The sequence below is a fragment of the Synechococcus sp. WH 7805 genome, from assembly GCF_000153285.1.
Classification (GTDB): domain Bacteria; phylum Cyanobacteriota; class Cyanobacteriia; order PCC-6307; family Cyanobiaceae; genus Synechococcus_C.
Genome location: NZ_CH724168.1, coordinates 2,124,393 through 2,138,612 on the forward strand (window position 1 = coordinate 2,124,393; position 14,220 = coordinate 2,138,612).

Sequence of the window (14,220 nt, forward strand, 5' to 3'; positions counted from 1 at the left end):
GTTGTGGTGCCGTATCCAGTGCCTGTCGCCGCCTGGTCCAGCCTTCCTACTTTGGCTTCAGCATTCATTCTGGCTGGCCTTGGAATCGCGGCGACGCTGAATTCTCCATCGGGCAAGGTCTTGGCAACCGTCTGGGATGGCGCAGATCCCGACTACAGCCTCTTGGATGAGAGAGATGCCACGTTGCATCAACGAAGAGGTGTTGAAGAGTTGCTCTCGGCGTTCACCAAGGGGCAACTCACGCGTCATTACTGGGGGCATTTCGCCCCCACGCTTGCCGACCTGGGTCTTACAGCTGATGCCTCTCTTGGTGTTCAGGTTGAGAATTCAAAGGGAGTGAGCCGGCTCTGGCTGACCCCTCGGCGGGGGGCAGAGGCTTATTTGGCTCAAGTCAGCTTCAACGGCGAAAAGCTTGAAAGACTTCATTGCCGAGGAACTGCAGGCAGTGATGTTGAACCGCAAGCTGATCAATGTCCTGTTGGGTGGACAACTTTTTCTCAATTAAATCCTTAAGAGATTCGATCAGGGATTCACGAGTCTCGTGAGATCCGTGAGACGCAAGACGTGTGATCCTTTTTGGGCGATTTTTCGCTACTTCCCGTGCTGATCCAGGGATTGTTGTTGGCATTCGTATTTCCTACGGCTAAGTTCAAAATGACGTCTTTTTCTCGCCGTCCGTGTTCTCCCGTTTTGCTGCAGGCGCTCTCGCCGCCGCTTCCATCTCCACTCTGGCTGTCGCCGCTGAAGCTGGCACCAAGCACCCCGTGCGCTGGGTGTCCGGTGGTGCTGTCTGGACCACCAAGTCCAATGCTTTCAAAAAGTTCTTCATGGACGGTGAAATCACCGATCGTGCTCTTCAAGCCGGTATCAACAACTCCGGTTGGACTGCCGACGAAATCCAAGAAGGCATGACCAAGACCTATGAAGTGGATCTGGTGGGTGTGTCCCGCTTCCTCTACTCCAAGGATGGTGTCGCATTCCTGGATGATCAGACCCGTTCCTACTTCCCTTACTGGCAGAAGAAGAAGACCGCTGTTGTGGCTCTTCGTTCCGCCATCATCCTCGACGCTGCTGACGGCAAGATCTCCTCTGCCGGCATCATGAAGCAGCTGCCCGTTGCCTTCCGTCTGAACGACAACGGCTCTTCCGATGGTTCTCAGAACGTCTGCAAGGACGGCCTCGATGGCGCTCAGTCCACCTCCCTGCTGTCTTGGTACGTGTTCCTGCCCGCTTGCGTGCAGGCCAACCAGATTCTCCCTGCAGCTCCCGCTCCTCGCTCTGCCGCTCCTGTTCGCGGTCTGTGGTGATCCTTTGAAATCTACGGATTTCAATTCGCTTCTCCAATCCTCGGCTCTGCCGGGGATTTTTTTATGCCGATCAGCAACGGCGACCATCAAGCCGCCAGTGCTGCAGCCGCATGGGCAGTTGTTGACCAACACGTTTCATCAGTTCTTTTTTCAAGGTGACGAGAGCGGAGGGATCGCCATTGGCGTGGTTTTCGAAGCTCACGCGGTAGGGCCGTCCGTCACCCAGCCAGCGATTCATCAAGGATTGATCCACGCGCAGGCTGGAGGATTCCTGCCAGTTGGTGCTTTCAATGGTCCAGCCGTTGTTCTCAAGTTGTTGTCTGAGTGCGTCACGCTCCGATCTCTGGCTGAGCCAGCGGGCTTCCAGTTCCTTCAGGTCATTCAGCTCATGGATGGCTTGAGGCGTTAGAGCCTCCTGGCTGTGCTCGAGGAGAGCCGACGCAGGGCCAAGTTCTGATTCACTCAGGAGAAGGCGTAGCCGGGCTCCTGTGGATGTTCGATTGGTGATAGCGGGCCAGTGCCGCATCAGTGTTGGCGACTTGAGATCGTCCTGAGTGAGGCGTCCACCGATCACCTCAAAGTTGTGGTTTTGGCTGAGAGCGTCAAGGGCCTGCAGGTTGCTCAGCAGGGAAGGGCGGTTCAAAGGATCCAGCAGCTCCAGCTGCGCTGCCAGACGCTGCTGATCGGATGCTGAAGCACACAGAATCAACACGCCTCCCTCCGAAACTGCCGCCAAGGGATCCAGGCTCCAGAGCAGGGATCGACCGCTGAGCATCAGGACTCGATCGGTACGGCTCCATTCGAGATCCGACCACAGGTGCTTGCGGAGGGTCTGGAGTCGCTCGCCGTCTCCTGCGAGTTGCCGTTGAAGCCAGCGCTCGAGCTGGGGTTGATCGGGCCCGCTGCTCACCAGAAGTGGGTGGGCATCCTCGGCTTCCGCTGCAGCAGCGAGCTGGGCTGCTCTGCGCTCCAGGTTCAGCTCCCGCCTCTGACCTTCCCAGCCCTGATGACTTGGAGCCCAGAACGCTTCTCCTTGAAGGGCATCCGGGAGGTACTGCTGAGCCACCCAATGCTCCCGGAAGGCATGGGGATAGCGGTATCCCTGGCCATCGCCGAAAGCGTCCCCATCGCGGTTGGCATCCCTCAGGTGCGTAGGAACGTCCTGACGTTGGGCGGTGCGAACAGTTCGAAGAGCTTCGAAGAAGCCACCGGTGCTGTTGCTCTTGTCGGTGCAGGCCAGGTAGAGGGCAGCCTGAGCCAGGGGGTAGAGGCCTTCCGGCAGGCCAACGCGTTCAAAGGCGGCGGCACAGGCTTCCACTACCACCATGGCCTGCGGATCCGCCAGACCCACATCCTCGCCAGCAGAGATCAGCATCCGCCTAAAGATGAAGCGTGGATTCTCACCAGCCTCGATCATTCGAGCGAGCCAGAAGAGGGTGGCATCAGCATCGGAGCCCCGGATCGACTTGATGAAGGCACTGATCGTGTCGAAGTGTGCATCCCCCTGCTTGTCGTAGAGAACAGCCCTCTGCTGAATGGATTCCTCGGCAATTCCCAGATCAATTCGGATCACCCCGTTGTCATCCGCTGGGGTGCTCTCCACCGCCAGCTCAAGGGCATTCAGAAGACTGCGCGCATCGCCTGATGCCACGTCCACCAGGTGGGCCGCGGCCTCCGGTTCGAGTTTGATATTGCGACCGCCGTAGCCACGCTCGGGATCTTTCAAGGCGCTGTCCAGGAGTTTGTTGAGGTCTTCCGGCGTGAGCGTCTGAAGCCGGAACAGACGGGAGCGGCTGACCAGTGCCTTGTTGACTTCGAAGTAAGGGTTTTCCGTGGTGGCCCCGATCAATGTGAGGGTGCCGTTCTCCACCCAAGGAAGGAGGGCATCTTGCTGTGCGCTGTTGAAGCGATGCACTTCATCGATGAACAGGATGGTGCGCAGTCCATGGCGTTCCAGCCGCTGTCCGGCTTCGCTCACTTCGGCACGGAGGTCTTTCACACCCGCGAGAACGGCATTGAGCGAACTGAAATGCGCTCTGGTGTGATTGGCAATGATTCGGGCCAGGGTCGTTTTGCCGACGCCGGGTGGGCCATGAAGGATCAGATTGCCAACACGATCCGCGGCGATGGCACGGCGTAGTAATCGGCCCTCCGCGAGAATTGCTCCCTGTCCGACAAATTCATCGAGATTGCGCGGTCGCAAGCGATCAGCGAGAGGTGCTTGACGCCGCAGCAAAGCCTCCCGTTGATGACTGAATAGATCGGACTCCTGCGATCCGCTCAAGACCGTTTGATGTGCATGAGCCGATTCTTGCCCAAACAGCCCAGCGAGTTCCTGATTCGCGGTCATAATGCGCCCGACCGGAGATGAACCGTGCGAGCGCTATCTTCCTGCCTGGCCTTGGCACTAACCACCGTTGTACTCAGTGCCTGTGGCGGGAAGGGTGAGGCACAAAAACCCCTTCCTGAAGTTCAGCAGGCTGCGGTGACGGAGGCATCCTTCACTGACGACATCGATACGGTGAGCACGCTGGAGGCCAACGACCTGGTGCACCTCGCAGCGCAGGCCTCTGGGAGGGTCCTCCAACTCAATATTTCTCAAGGGGATGAGGTTCAGCCTGGTCAGTTGCTGATCACCTTGGATCAGGCTCAGGAGCAGGCCCGACTTGCCTCTTCCAGAGCTCAAGAGCAGAAGGATTTGCTTGAGCTCAAGCGTTATGAATTTCTTGTGCCTCAGGGTGCAGCTGAAGCGTCTGAGCGTGACCAGCGTCGCGCGATCTACATCGCCTCGCGTGCGCAAGTGCGTGCCCAGGAGGCCACCTTGGCTTACAGCAACCTGAGGTCTCCGATTGGAGGCACGGTTGCGGATGTCACCGTGAAGGTCGGTGATGTGGTGCGTTCGGGTGACCCGTTCACCAAGTTGATTCGCAACAACACCCTTGAAGCGCGTGTGGAGATCCCATCCACCTCAGCAACCCGTGTGAAGGTGGGCTTGCCGGTGCTTCTCAGCCTTCCCGGCAGCGACGAGGTGCTGGCGAAAAGCACCGTGAGTTCGGTGGACCCCAATATCTCCTCGGAGACTCAGGCTCTGCTTGCTCTGGCTGTGTTTCCTAACCCTGATGGGAAGCTGCGCAACGGGCAACGCTTGCGAACGCGTTTGCAGCTTGAGGAACGCAAGGAGCCTTCGGTGCCTTTTTCTGCTGTGACCCAGTCATCGGGTCAGAGCTTTGTGTTTCGGCTTGGCAGCTTCAAGCAACTTGAGGCTCAGCCTGGAAAAGCCGATATAGCCCGTATCAAAAAGGGAATCAAAGCCGGCAAGATTCCTTCCACAACACTGTTTGCTCTGCAGACTCCGGTCAATCTTGGGTCTCTTCAGAACAACCGTTATCCCGTTACGAAGGGATTGAAACTCGGTGAGAAGGTGATCACAAGCAACTTACTTAGCTTGCGTCATGGTGTGCCCGTGAAGGTCAAGAGCTGAGGATTTAAATAATGTCTGCATCCAATAATTTCATCACGCGACCGGTTCTCACCACGGTCTGCAGCATTCTCATCGTGATCGTTGGCCTGATCGCCATTCCGATTCTGCCGATTGAAAACCTTCCGGATATTGCTCCTCCGACGGTGAAGGTAAGAGCGACCTACACCGGTGCTGATGCGGTGTCAGTTGAAGAAGGTGTCACCACCGTTCTAGAGCAGCAGATCAATGGTGTGGAAAACATGGACTTTATTAAGTCCAACAGTTCTTCCGATGGTGTGAGTGCCATTGATGTGGCTTTTGCGAGCGGCACGGACGGCGATATCAATCAGGTGAACGTCCAAAACAGGGTGTCGTTGGCAGAGCCTCAGCTACCTGAAGAAGTGCGAAAGGCCGGAGTAACCGTTAATAAGGCGTCCAACTCAATCCTTTTGGTTTACAACTTCGGAAGTGCTGATCCCGAGCAGATTCTTTATAGCGCTGAAACCATCAGCGGCCTGCTTGATCTCAAGCTCACTGATTCGATCAAAAGGGTTACAGGCGTGGGTGATCTCACTTACTTCGGTAACCGAAAACTGGCCTTCCGCCTTTGGCTCGATCCGAACAAATTGTCCGTATTCGGTCTCACTTCAACCGATGTTGTGAATCAACTCACCAGTCAGAACCGACTGGTGCCAGCTGGGCAAGTTGGCGGTGAGCCCTCACCGAAAGGTCAGGAATTCACATTCACTGTTCAGCTTCAAGGGCGCCTGCGCAGTGTTGAGGAATTCGAGAACATGATTGTGCGCACGGCTGATGAAGGCGGAATTGTGCGTCTCCGCGACGTGGGCAGCGTGCAATTGGGTGGTGAATCCTATGCGGTTAGCGCAACTGATCTCCAGGGAGTGCCATCGGTGGGCCTCGCTGTTTATCAGCTCACAGGCAGCAACGCCCTGGAAGTGTCAGATGGGGTCAAGAAGGTGCTGGCGGAGTTCGAAAAGTCCATGCCCATCGGCATGAAGATGGAGAAGATCTACGACAATACCGATTTCATTACCGCATCAATTAAAGGAGTTGTGAATTCCCTCCGGGATGCTGTGATTCTGGTGGTGCTGATTCTCTTTCTGTTTCTGCAGAACTGGAAGGCCACCTTGGTTCCTGGAATTGCAATTCCGGTCGCACTGATTGGAACCTTCGGGCTGGTTTTGGCCTTTGGTTTTTCGCTGAATCAGCTCACCCTCTTCGGTCTTGTGTTGGCAACAGGTCTCGTCGTTGATGATGCGATCACGGTGATTGAAGACACCTCCACCAAAAAGTCGGAGGGGCTGAGCGCACTTGAAGCGGCCAAATCCACAATGGATGAGTTGTTCTCAGCCATCATCGCCACCTCTCTTGTGAAGTTCGCAGTGTTCTTGCCAGTGCTCTTCTTCCCAGGAGCCACGGGAACGATCTACAAGCAATTCGCTGCCACGGTGATTTTCTCGATCGCTATATCCACCTTCAACGCCCTCACCTTCTCGCCGATGCTTTCGGCCCTTTTGCTGGCGCGCGAATCAAAAGATCCCGGACGCAAGGTGTACGCCATCGCCGGAACCGTGATCGGATTCATCTACGGACTTCTTGTGGTGGGTGATGGTGCGGCGCTTGTGTTGGTGCCGACCATCGTTGGCGCCCTGATCGGGCTGCTGCTGTCCCGCTTCCTTCAACGTGAAGCTGTTCTCCCCTTCACCATTGGTGGAGCCATTGCCGGGTTGGTGCTCGTGGGTGTGAGCCGGATTCTTCCGGTGATTTTCTATCCCGCCCTGGGCCTCACTCTGGGGTGGTTCACGCCCGTGATTTTCGCCAACTTCAATCGCTTCTATGCGGCGATGGAAACCCGCTATTCCTCCGCCTTGAACTGGGCCCTGGGTTCACGCCGGCTTGTGATGGGGATTCTCGGCGTTGGCATCCTCCTTACCGCTGTTGCGTTCCGAGCGATCCCTGGGGGGTTCGTCCCGATTGAGGATCAGGGGTACGCCATCGGAGTTGTTCAGGCTCCTGAGGGCGTGTCCACTCAAGTGACTGAAGCCATCAACCAGAAGGTGGCCGCTGTCTTGAGAACAGAAAAAGACATCACAGCCGCATCGGTGTTCAGCGGAGCCAGTCTTGATGGAAACAGCCCGAATAAGGGTCTGTTCTTCTTTGGCACGAAGAATTGGTCTGATCGCAAGGAGAGGGATCAGAACGTCGGCGCCATCGTGGAGCGACTCAATCAGAAATTGGCTGCCTCCGTCGATGGTGCTCGGGTCATCGTGGTTGAACCTCCTGCCATTCCTGGCTATGGAACCGGAGGCGGTTTTGAATTCCAGTTGCTGGATCAAAGCGGGGGTGCTTACAACCTTGCTGATCTCTATGCCACCGCTGGACGCCTCGTGCAGGCAGGTAATGCCGATTCTGATCTCAACAGGGTGTACACCCTGTTCGCTCCTGAGTCTCCCCAGATCGAGATCAAGGTTGATCGTGAGCGCATGGCCGCTGTTGATGTGGACTTTGGCTCTGCGATGCAGACCTTCAGTGTCAATTTCGGAGGCTTGTATGTGAACGACACCTTCCAAGAAGGCAAGGTGCGCCGCGTTTATGTGCAAGCTGATGCTCAAAGTCGGGCCACACCAGAGAAACTTTCATCGATCTACGTGAAGGATCTGAGCGGCAAACAGATTCCCCTATCTGAGTTCTTCACGGTTCGCGAGACCCTTGGACCGACGGTGGTTCCACATTTCAACCTTTACCGGGCCATCAAGATTGAGGGCACACCAGCTGCTGGCAAGAGCTCAGGCCAGGCGATCACCGCCATGAAAGGCACCTTTGAAACACTGAATCCCCAGGGGCTCGGTTTCGACTGGACAGGTATCTCTCGAGAAGAGGTCAAGGCGGGTGCACTCGCGGTGGTGATTTTCGCCCTTGGCATCCTGGCGGTGTATCTGGTGCTCTCGGCTCAGTACGAAAGCTATTCGGATCCTTTGATCATCCTGATGACGGTTCCAACGGCAATGCTCGGGGCCCTGGCCTTTCTGGCGCTGCGCGGTGAGGTGCTCAATGTTTATGCGCAGGTGGGTCTGGTGATGCTGATTGGGCTCGCTGCCGGTAACGGCATCTTGATCGTGGACATGGCCAACCAACGCATGCAGGCCGGTGCCAATGCTCTGGAAGCGGCTCGCTATGCCGCAGGATCCAGGCTCAGGCCGATTTTGATGACGGCGATTTCATCGCTGTTCGGCTTTATTCCGCTCGTTTTTGCCAGTGGTGCCGGTGCTAGGAGTCAAACCTCTCTCGGTGCCGTGGTGTTCGGCGGTCTGTTGATCGCCACAGTGTTGTCTCTGTTTGTCGTCCCAGTCTTCTACGTCGTGATGAAGACCCTGTTGGGTCAGGCAGAGGGGCAGGCTGACGCGGAGGTCAGCGCATGAGCAAAGCTCCTGCTGGCAAGGAGTCAGGCACTCCTCCTGGATTCAATGGATTCAAGGTGCTCTGGGCGGCGTTCATCGGTGCCGGCATCGGCGTTGTGCTGGCGTTGTTCCTTGAAACTTTTATCCGCAACACCCCAGCAGATCTTTCCAAAAATCGACTCCTTTACCTCTACGGAGTGGTGGTGGCATCTGCGGCTCTGTTCGGCTCATCCATCGAGAGCATGCGCCAGCTGCAGGAAGCGTCACCTGAAAAGGAGTATCGCCAAAAGCAACGCGCTCCTCGCGGCTAAAAAAAAGCCCCCCTCTCGGGAGGCAGTGTGCTCATTTCGATGAACAGGCTTGATCAAGTGATCACAGTGGGCCTGTCCATGCCGGTGCGCGACTGAATTTCAGCCAGGTCGTTGATCGCGCTGATCATCTCGGCCAGGGCGACTTGGGGATCCTGGTTGAGGTCGCCGCTGTTGGGCACATAGCTCTCCAGATAAATCCGGATCGTGGCTCCCTTGGTGCCTGTGCCGGAGAGGCGCACCACCACGCGGCTCCCGTCGTCCAACAGGATGCGCAAACCCTGGCCGGTGGTGACGGAACCATCGACGGGGTCGGTGTAGCTGAAGTTGTCGGCTTCGCTGATGGTGCGTCCAGCAAAGGGCTGGCCAACCAGGTTCGGCAACATGGCCTCCAGGCGGTCGTAAAGGCCATGGGCGGCTTCGCTGGCAACGGCTTCATAGTCGTGGCGCGAGTAGTAGTGGCGTCCGAAGCGCTTCCAATGCTCGGCCATGATTTCGGCGACGCTGCAGCGGCGTTCGGCCAGGATCTGCAGCCAGAACAGCACGGCCCAGAGGCCGTCTTTTTCTCGCACATGGTTGCTGCCTGTACCGAAACTCTCTTCACCGCAAAGGGTGATCTTGCCGGCGTCCAGAAGGTTGCCGAAGAATTTCCAGCCTGTGGGGGTTTCGAAGCAGTCAATCCCCAGCTCCTTGGCCACCACATCCACTGCTGCGCTGGTGGGCATGGAACGGGCCACACCCGCCAAGCCGGAGGCGTAGGCCGGCGCCAGCGTGGCGTTGGCGGTCAGCACCGCGAGACTGTCGCTGGGATTCACAAAGCAGCGCTGGCCCAGAATCATGTTGCGATCCCCATCGCCGTCGCAGGCGGCACCGAAGCGGTAGTCGTCGCCTTCGAGCAGTAGTTCAGCCAGCTCGTGGGCGTAGGTGAGGTTGGGGTCGGGGTGCCCCTTGCCGAAGTCCTCTAGGGGGACTCCGTTGCGCACGCTTCCGGCTGGTGCACCCAGCAGACCTTCGAACAAGCGGGTGGCGTAGGGCCCGGTGACGGCATGCATGGCATCGAAGGCCAGCGGGAAGTCGCTGCGGATTAGATCGCGGATCTGATCAAAGTTGAACAGCTCCTGCATCAACGCGACGAAATCGTCCACGCCGTCGATCACCTCCACCTGCATGGCACCGATGCTGTGCAGACCCGGCGCATCCAGTGGGATCGCTGCGGCCTCAACAATCGTGTATTCCTCCAGGGTCTTGGTGCACTCGTAGACCGCATCGGTGAAGGAGGCGGGGGTGGGTCCACCATTGGCGCCGTTGACCTTCACGCCGAAGTCACCGTCAGGACCACCGGGGTTATGGCTGGCGGACAGGATGATCCCGCCGATGGCTTGGCGCTGCCGGATCAGGTTGGAGGCGGCCGGTGTGGAGAGGATCCCGCCGGTGGTGACGATCACCTTGCTCAGACCATGGGCTGCGCCCATTCGCAGAATCACGTCGATGGCGCGGCGGTTGCCATAACGTCCATCTCCCCCCAGCACCAGGGTTCCCCCCTGCACGCCTGGCAGCGTGCGCAATGAAGCCTCGATGAAGCTCTCCAGATAATGGGGCTCCTCGAACTGGGTGCTGCTTTTGCGCAGGCCGGAGGTGCCGGGTTTCTGGTCAGTGAAGGGAGCGTCCAGACGAACAAGGGTGTGCGTCGGTTTAGCCGAAGCGGATGCGGTCATCCCATCAGGCAGCGTTTCAACGGGAACCTAAACACGCCTGAACGCAAGACGGGTGTTCGGCACAACCAGTTGTCGCAGCTACCTTTCTTTCACGTGCGGGTTCCCATGCCTCATGCAGATCGATCACCCCAACGCCGAACCGCTCTCTGATAAGCAAAAGGCAGTGCTTGATGGGTTTCGCAAACGTCTGGAATCCATGGTGTCCAGCCATGGCCTCACCAGTGATGATATGAATGAGTTGATCCGGGATCTGAAAAGCAACCCCCTGATCAGCGCACAGTTGCTGGAAGAAGCTCGTTCAGAGGTGACTCGGCTTCTTCCCGGTCAGCGCTTTAGTTTTGATTGGTCATAAGACCCTCAGGCCTTACCTGGAAATTGAGGGGTTTGTTGTTGGGGCTTGACCGGTTTGGCGCAAACCACGGTGAGGCGCCGCGCTGGACTGTCGATCCTGTCGCGGCGTTGGAACGTGTTGGTATCCACTGCGGTCGAGGCCTGGATCAGTTCCCACACGGCGTCCTTGCAGGCAGCGGGCAGCCGCGGGTGATCCATCATTGGGTCTGCTGTTAATCGAGTGCGCTCGCAGCTCCCGGTCTCGTTCTCACGCGAACACTCGTAGGCGAGCAGCTGAAGGGTGCGCAGCTCCTCTTTTGTGGGGAAAGGAACGTACTTAACATTTGCCTGAGCGGCGGGAACCCTCAACACCGCGAGGCTGAGCAGAAGAGTCAGGAAGCGCAAGGTGAGGTGCAGATCGAGAATGTCATTCTGCCTCTGATCTCCAACAATCGGATGCTTTGAGAATCGCCTGACAAGCTCCTGCCACAGCGTCTTTGAGTGCAGGGATGTGGTGCTTGAAGCCGTGTTCGGCACCAGCGATCCACACCATGCTGCTCGATTCGGAGAGTGTCAGCCCCGCGATCAGGTTCTTGCTCCGTAGCGGTCTTCCTCCTCCTGAATGATGACGACGGGCCCGTGGATGTGTTCGAGGTGGCTGAGCCGCTCCCAGTGATTTGCCGACGAGGATCGAGGGGCTGTTGCTCGCTCGACGTAAGCGCTGGCAACGACGGACGAGCTGGTCGCAAACATCATCCACCTGCGGGTCGGTCAGTTTGTGTTGGGTCTGATTGATGGCCTGGCCTTTGAAATCGTTCCCGATCGCGTGATAGCCGGCAGCAAAGAATGTTCGTGCGATTCCTGCGTTGGCTGAACTCCAGCAGGGGGCGCACTTCCCTTTTCAGCCGATGCCAAAGCAATGGCTCATGCTCGCGTTGTCCCACTCCCGCACTTGACCCGTTGCCGTTCCAGCTTGCGGCGCATCCATGGTGTGATTCCCAGTTCCGCACCTCGCCACATCCGATCGATTTCACGGTTGAAATGCGCTGCCAGCTGGGGTGAGTGAATCACTAGCAGGGTTTCATCGTTCTGATGCGCAGCACTCGGGCTCCAGTTGAAGGATCCAGTGATCACGATGCGGTTGTCGATTACAGCGAACTTGTGATGCAGCTTGTCGCCACGGGCGAGGCGCGGGGAGCCGACTCCGCTCAGAGCCTTGACCAAAGGACGGTTGCCCTTTTCCAACTTGCAGAAACGGTCAGGAAGGTCCACTCCGAGTAAATCGAGCACCTCTGAGAAGGACCGACTGGCAAAGCCAGGATCCGCCAGCAGCCTGATCGCCACTTGCGATTGACTGCGTTCGGCCAGTACATCTGTAAGCGACTGGGCTGAGAAAACGAACAGTGCCAGATCAATGCTGTGCTTCGCGGCGGTCAGGTGTTGGGCGATCAGTTGGAGGCCATGGTCTTCAGATCGCTGGCTATGGGGAGCGAACAGCACATCCACCCGTACCCCCCCCACCATCACACCTCTGACAGGCCGGCTTGGCTTTCCTCTCCCGAAGCGGCTGTTCTGCAGGCCACCCGGACCATCCCCCCACAGGATCTGGAATTCCTCTCTGAATACATTCGCCAGCTCGGTGCTTTGGATGCTCAGCAGATGATTCACATTCCCGCGCGTCCGTGGCGCGCCCGCATCGCCGTGAATACCGGAGCTTGTGAAGTTGGCACTGCCTGTGATCACCAGTTGCTGGTCGATCACCATGAACTTGTGGTGCATCAGTCCACTGCCGCGGCTGCCGTCCTCGGTGTCGTCGATGACAGGGATACCGCCCTGTTGCAGCAGCCCCACTGCATCACCAGCTCGACGCTCGCGCGATGTCAACACGCCATCACTATCGAGGTCGGCAAGAGCTTTCAACCGTCGAAGCCTCTGGCGGGCGTGGGCTGGCAGATCCGATTCATGCAGGTCTGCCCAGGGTGCGCTGTAGGTGTTTTCAAGCACCACTTGCACGATGACTCCGCGTTGGTGGGCTCTCACCAGTGCGGAGGCGATCTGAGGAAGTGTGAGCTCCTGAACCGCCACGAGCAACTCATTCGTGGCACGGTCGATGTGTTCGACCAGGTGCCGCTCTAAATCGTCGCCATTGCGCCACTGGTCTCCCAGAGGAGATCGGTAGCGGTTGTTATCGCGGTGGTTGAACTGAACCTGGATTCCGGGTGGAACGGGAAGGTTGCTCGACGCACTGCCGATCACAACCCCGGGCTGGCTGCAACCAAGCAATGTGAAAGCCAGCAACGCGAAGGATGGTCGCGTTAAACACAGGAATTTCCGGGTAATTGGAGCGTTGTTCATCACGCTGGTGCGGATGACAGCAGGATTCCCCGGCCAAGTTCAGTGGGGCATTTCCGAGGTGCGAAGCATGGTGACAAACCAGAGACTGCTCAGAACAAGAGCGAGGCCAACACCAGCTCCGATCCCAACCTTGGCCATCGTCAATGGAACAGCCACCGGAAAAATCATGGCCCCTGCTAGGGGGGTGATGGCCACAAACCAGCGCAGCGGGCGATTGTTCATCCCCACGCAATCAGAACCACTCAGCTTTGGCTTCGCTGGCGGGGTTGCTGTTGTCTTCTGGGGTCACCCGCTCGAAGTTGAGCGTGATGTTGCGTTTCTGCTCCCCATCCGCTGCTGTGGCCTCGATCGCGTAGGTTTGCTCGCCATCACGGAAAGGAACCTGGATGCGGAATGTTCCTTCGCTGGAAAGGGGCACTTCCTCATCTCCGATGGTGAGGCGGGCGGAGGGATCCGTGGCTCCATAAACGATCAGTTCAGCATCGGCGACCAACCAGAAGCTGCGTTGACGTGGAGCCACGCCACCGAGGCCTGATTCGTTGCGGCCACTGGCCCAAAGGCCTGCCCCGGAATCGCTGAGTCCACGTTGATCACTGGAGTAGAAGTCCTGCTCGTGCAGGACTTCAGAACCAACCCTTCGGCTACGGAAGTGGGTGGTTGCGCTTTGGTAGAGGCGCTCGTGCAAGCCGCTGTCACCGGACTCGATCGGTGTAACGATCGGCTCAGGAGCCGGCGTCGTCGTTGTGTCGAGGCTGAAAGGAACAAACTGATCGAGGATCTGGTCGCTGGGATGAAGAGCAGGAACTCTTGCCACTGAAGAGAAGGCCAGAGAGATCCAGTTGCTGCCTGCACGGAAACCGAGCTCAACCCGATAATCGCGGTCGCACAGCGGAACAGGGAGGTACCACTCCGTGCTGTGGCTATCGACTGGAACTTCCTGGAGGGTGTGGGGATGGGAAGACCCGCCTTGAAGACCGGTCACGTCAGCTAAACGAAGGCTGAGGTGTGAAGCCCCCTCAGACTGCGCATGCCGGCGATCCTCATCGGAGATCTCCCAGAACACATAAGCCCACTGGGGATCACGGGGCAGAAAAACAACCCTGGTGCTTGTCTGGGGGCGTGCTGGTGGGTTCAGCTCGGCTTCGATCGCCTTGAGGTCTCCACCTCGACGCTCCTGCTTCTCCGCGATCGCCGAGACCAGAGCTTCCTTGCTCTTGCGGCTGTAGAGAGTTACCCCGAGATCACTAGCCATCTGACGCAGCTGACGAAGAGTCAGACGGGCGAGATTCGTGATGGCTTGCGTCACTGGAGGTCTACCGGGTTTCT

12 protein-coding genes are annotated in these 14,220 nt (G+C 57.9%); 6 read left to right on the forward strand and 6 right to left on the reverse strand.

From position 1 onward, the window contains the following. Positions 1 to 6: 6 nt before the first annotated feature. Together WH7805_RS10745 and WH7805_RS10750 are read left to right on the forward strand one after the other, a co-directional pair. On the forward strand, positions 7 to 513 hold the full coding sequence (locus WH7805_RS10745; RefSeq protein WP_232198999.1) for a thymidylate synthase: 507 nt from the start codon (positions 7 to 9) through the stop codon (positions 511 to 513). 164 nt (positions 514 to 677) lie between these two features. Beyond that, entirely contained in the window at positions 678 to 1,307 is a 630-nt protein-coding gene (locus WH7805_RS10750) for an alpha/beta hydrolase (RefSeq protein ID WP_006043111.1), read from the forward strand. A 70-nt stretch (positions 1,308 to 1,377) separates the two neighbouring features. On the opposite strand, the gene WH7805_RS10755 is transcribed toward WH7805_RS10750, so the two are convergent. Further along, positions 1,378 to 3,657, reverse strand: a complete 2,280-nt coding sequence (locus WH7805_RS10755; RefSeq protein WP_006043112.1) for an AAA family ATPase — start codon at positions 3,655 to 3,657, stop codon at positions 1,378 to 1,380. A 24-nt stretch (positions 3,658 to 3,681) separates the two neighbouring features. Between WH7805_RS10755 and WH7805_RS10760 the strand changes: the two genes are divergently transcribed. Genes WH7805_RS10760 through WH7805_RS10770 form a run of 3 tightly spaced genes read left to right on the forward strand, consistent with a single transcriptional unit; the run spans position 3,682 to position 8,497 of the window. Beyond that, the gene (locus WH7805_RS10760) at positions 3,682 to 4,788 is read left to right on the forward strand and encodes an efflux RND transporter periplasmic adaptor subunit (protein ID WP_038004662.1); all 1,107 of its coding nucleotides are present in this window, start codon (positions 3,682 to 3,684) and stop codon (positions 4,786 to 4,788) included. Between the two features lie 11 nt (positions 4,789 to 4,799). Beyond that, positions 4,800 to 8,207, forward strand: coding sequence for an efflux RND transporter permease subunit (locus WH7805_RS10765; RefSeq protein ID WP_006043114.1), 3,408 nt, complete (start codon positions 4,800 to 4,802; stop codon positions 8,205 to 8,207). Beyond that, positions 8,204 to 8,497: a hypothetical protein gene (locus WH7805_RS10770; RefSeq protein ID WP_006043115.1), complete on the forward strand. Its 294-nt coding sequence runs from the start codon at positions 8,204 to 8,206 to the stop codon at positions 8,495 to 8,497. The genes WH7805_RS10765 and WH7805_RS10770 overlap by 4 nt, the downstream gene beginning before the upstream one ends. A 53-nt stretch (positions 8,498 to 8,550) precedes the next feature. Here the strand turns inward: WH7805_RS10770 and WH7805_RS10775 are convergent, their stop codons facing one another. Next, on the reverse strand, positions 8,551 to 10,209 hold the full coding sequence (locus WH7805_RS10775; RefSeq protein ID WP_006043116.1) for an alpha-D-glucose phosphate-specific phosphoglucomutase: 1,659 nt from the start codon (positions 10,207 to 10,209) through the stop codon (positions 8,551 to 8,553). 112 nt (positions 10,210 to 10,321) lie between these two features. Here WH7805_RS10775 and WH7805_RS10780 point away from each other — a divergent pair, with 112 nt between their 5' ends. Continuing rightward, positions 10,322 to 10,561: a hypothetical protein gene (locus WH7805_RS10780; RefSeq protein ID WP_006043117.1), complete on the forward strand. Its 240-nt coding sequence runs from the start codon at positions 10,322 to 10,324 to the stop codon at positions 10,559 to 10,561. Between the two features lie 5 nt (positions 10,562 to 10,566). On the opposite strand, the gene WH7805_RS10785 is transcribed toward WH7805_RS10780, so the two are convergent. From WH7805_RS10785 to WH7805_RS10800, 4 genes are all read right to left on the reverse strand, one after another. Continuing rightward, positions 10,567 to 10,944, reverse strand: a complete 378-nt coding sequence (locus tag WH7805_RS10785; RefSeq protein ID WP_232199000.1) for a hypothetical protein — start codon at positions 10,942 to 10,944, stop codon at positions 10,567 to 10,569. Positions 10,945 to 11,463: 519 nt separating this feature from the next. Continuing rightward, complete coding sequence (locus WH7805_RS10790) at positions 11,464 to 12,894, reverse strand: phosphatidylserine/phosphatidylglycerophosphate/cardiolipin synthase family protein (protein ID WP_006043119.1); 1,431 nt, start codon at positions 12,892 to 12,894, stop codon at positions 11,464 to 11,466. A gap of 39 nt (positions 12,895 to 12,933) precedes the next feature. Further along, positions 12,934 to 13,116 carry a hypothetical protein gene (locus WH7805_RS10795; RefSeq protein ID WP_006043120.1) on the reverse strand — a complete coding sequence of 61 codons (183 nt, stop codon included), beginning with the start codon at positions 13,114 to 13,116 and terminating at the stop codon, positions 12,934 to 12,936. 10 nt (positions 13,117 to 13,126) lie between these two features. After that, complete coding sequence (locus tag WH7805_RS10800) at positions 13,127 to 14,200, reverse strand: DUF4912 domain-containing protein (protein ID WP_006043121.1); 1,074 nt, start codon at positions 14,198 to 14,200, stop codon at positions 13,127 to 13,129. Positions 14,201 to 14,220: the final 20 nt, after the last annotated feature.

Coding starts and splice junctions, on each gene's coding strand:
- WH7805_RS10755 (WP_006043112.1), bottom strand. CDS start 3,657: ATGACCGCGAATCAGGAACTCGCTGGGCTGTTTGGGCAAGAATCGGCT.
- WH7805_RS10790 (WP_006043119.1), bottom strand. CDS start 12,894: ATGAACAACGCTCCAATTACCCGGAAATTCCTGTGTTTAACGCGACCA.
- WH7805_RS10775 (WP_006043116.1), bottom strand. CDS start 10,209: ATGACCGCATCCGCTTCGGCTAAACCGACGCACACCCTTGTTCGTCTG.
- WH7805_RS10765 (WP_006043114.1), top strand. CDS start 4,800: ATGTCTGCATCCAATAATTTCATCACGCGACCGGTTCTCACCACGGTC.
- WH7805_RS10795 (WP_006043120.1), bottom strand. CDS start 13,116: ATGAACAATCGCCCGCTGCGCTGGTTTGTGGCCATCACCCCCCTAGCA.
- WH7805_RS10780 (WP_006043117.1), top strand. CDS start 10,322: ATGCAGATCGATCACCCCAACGCCGAACCGCTCTCTGATAAGCAAAAG.
- WH7805_RS10770 (WP_006043115.1), top strand. CDS start 8,204: ATGAGCAAAGCTCCTGCTGGCAAGGAGTCAGGCACTCCTCCTGGATTC.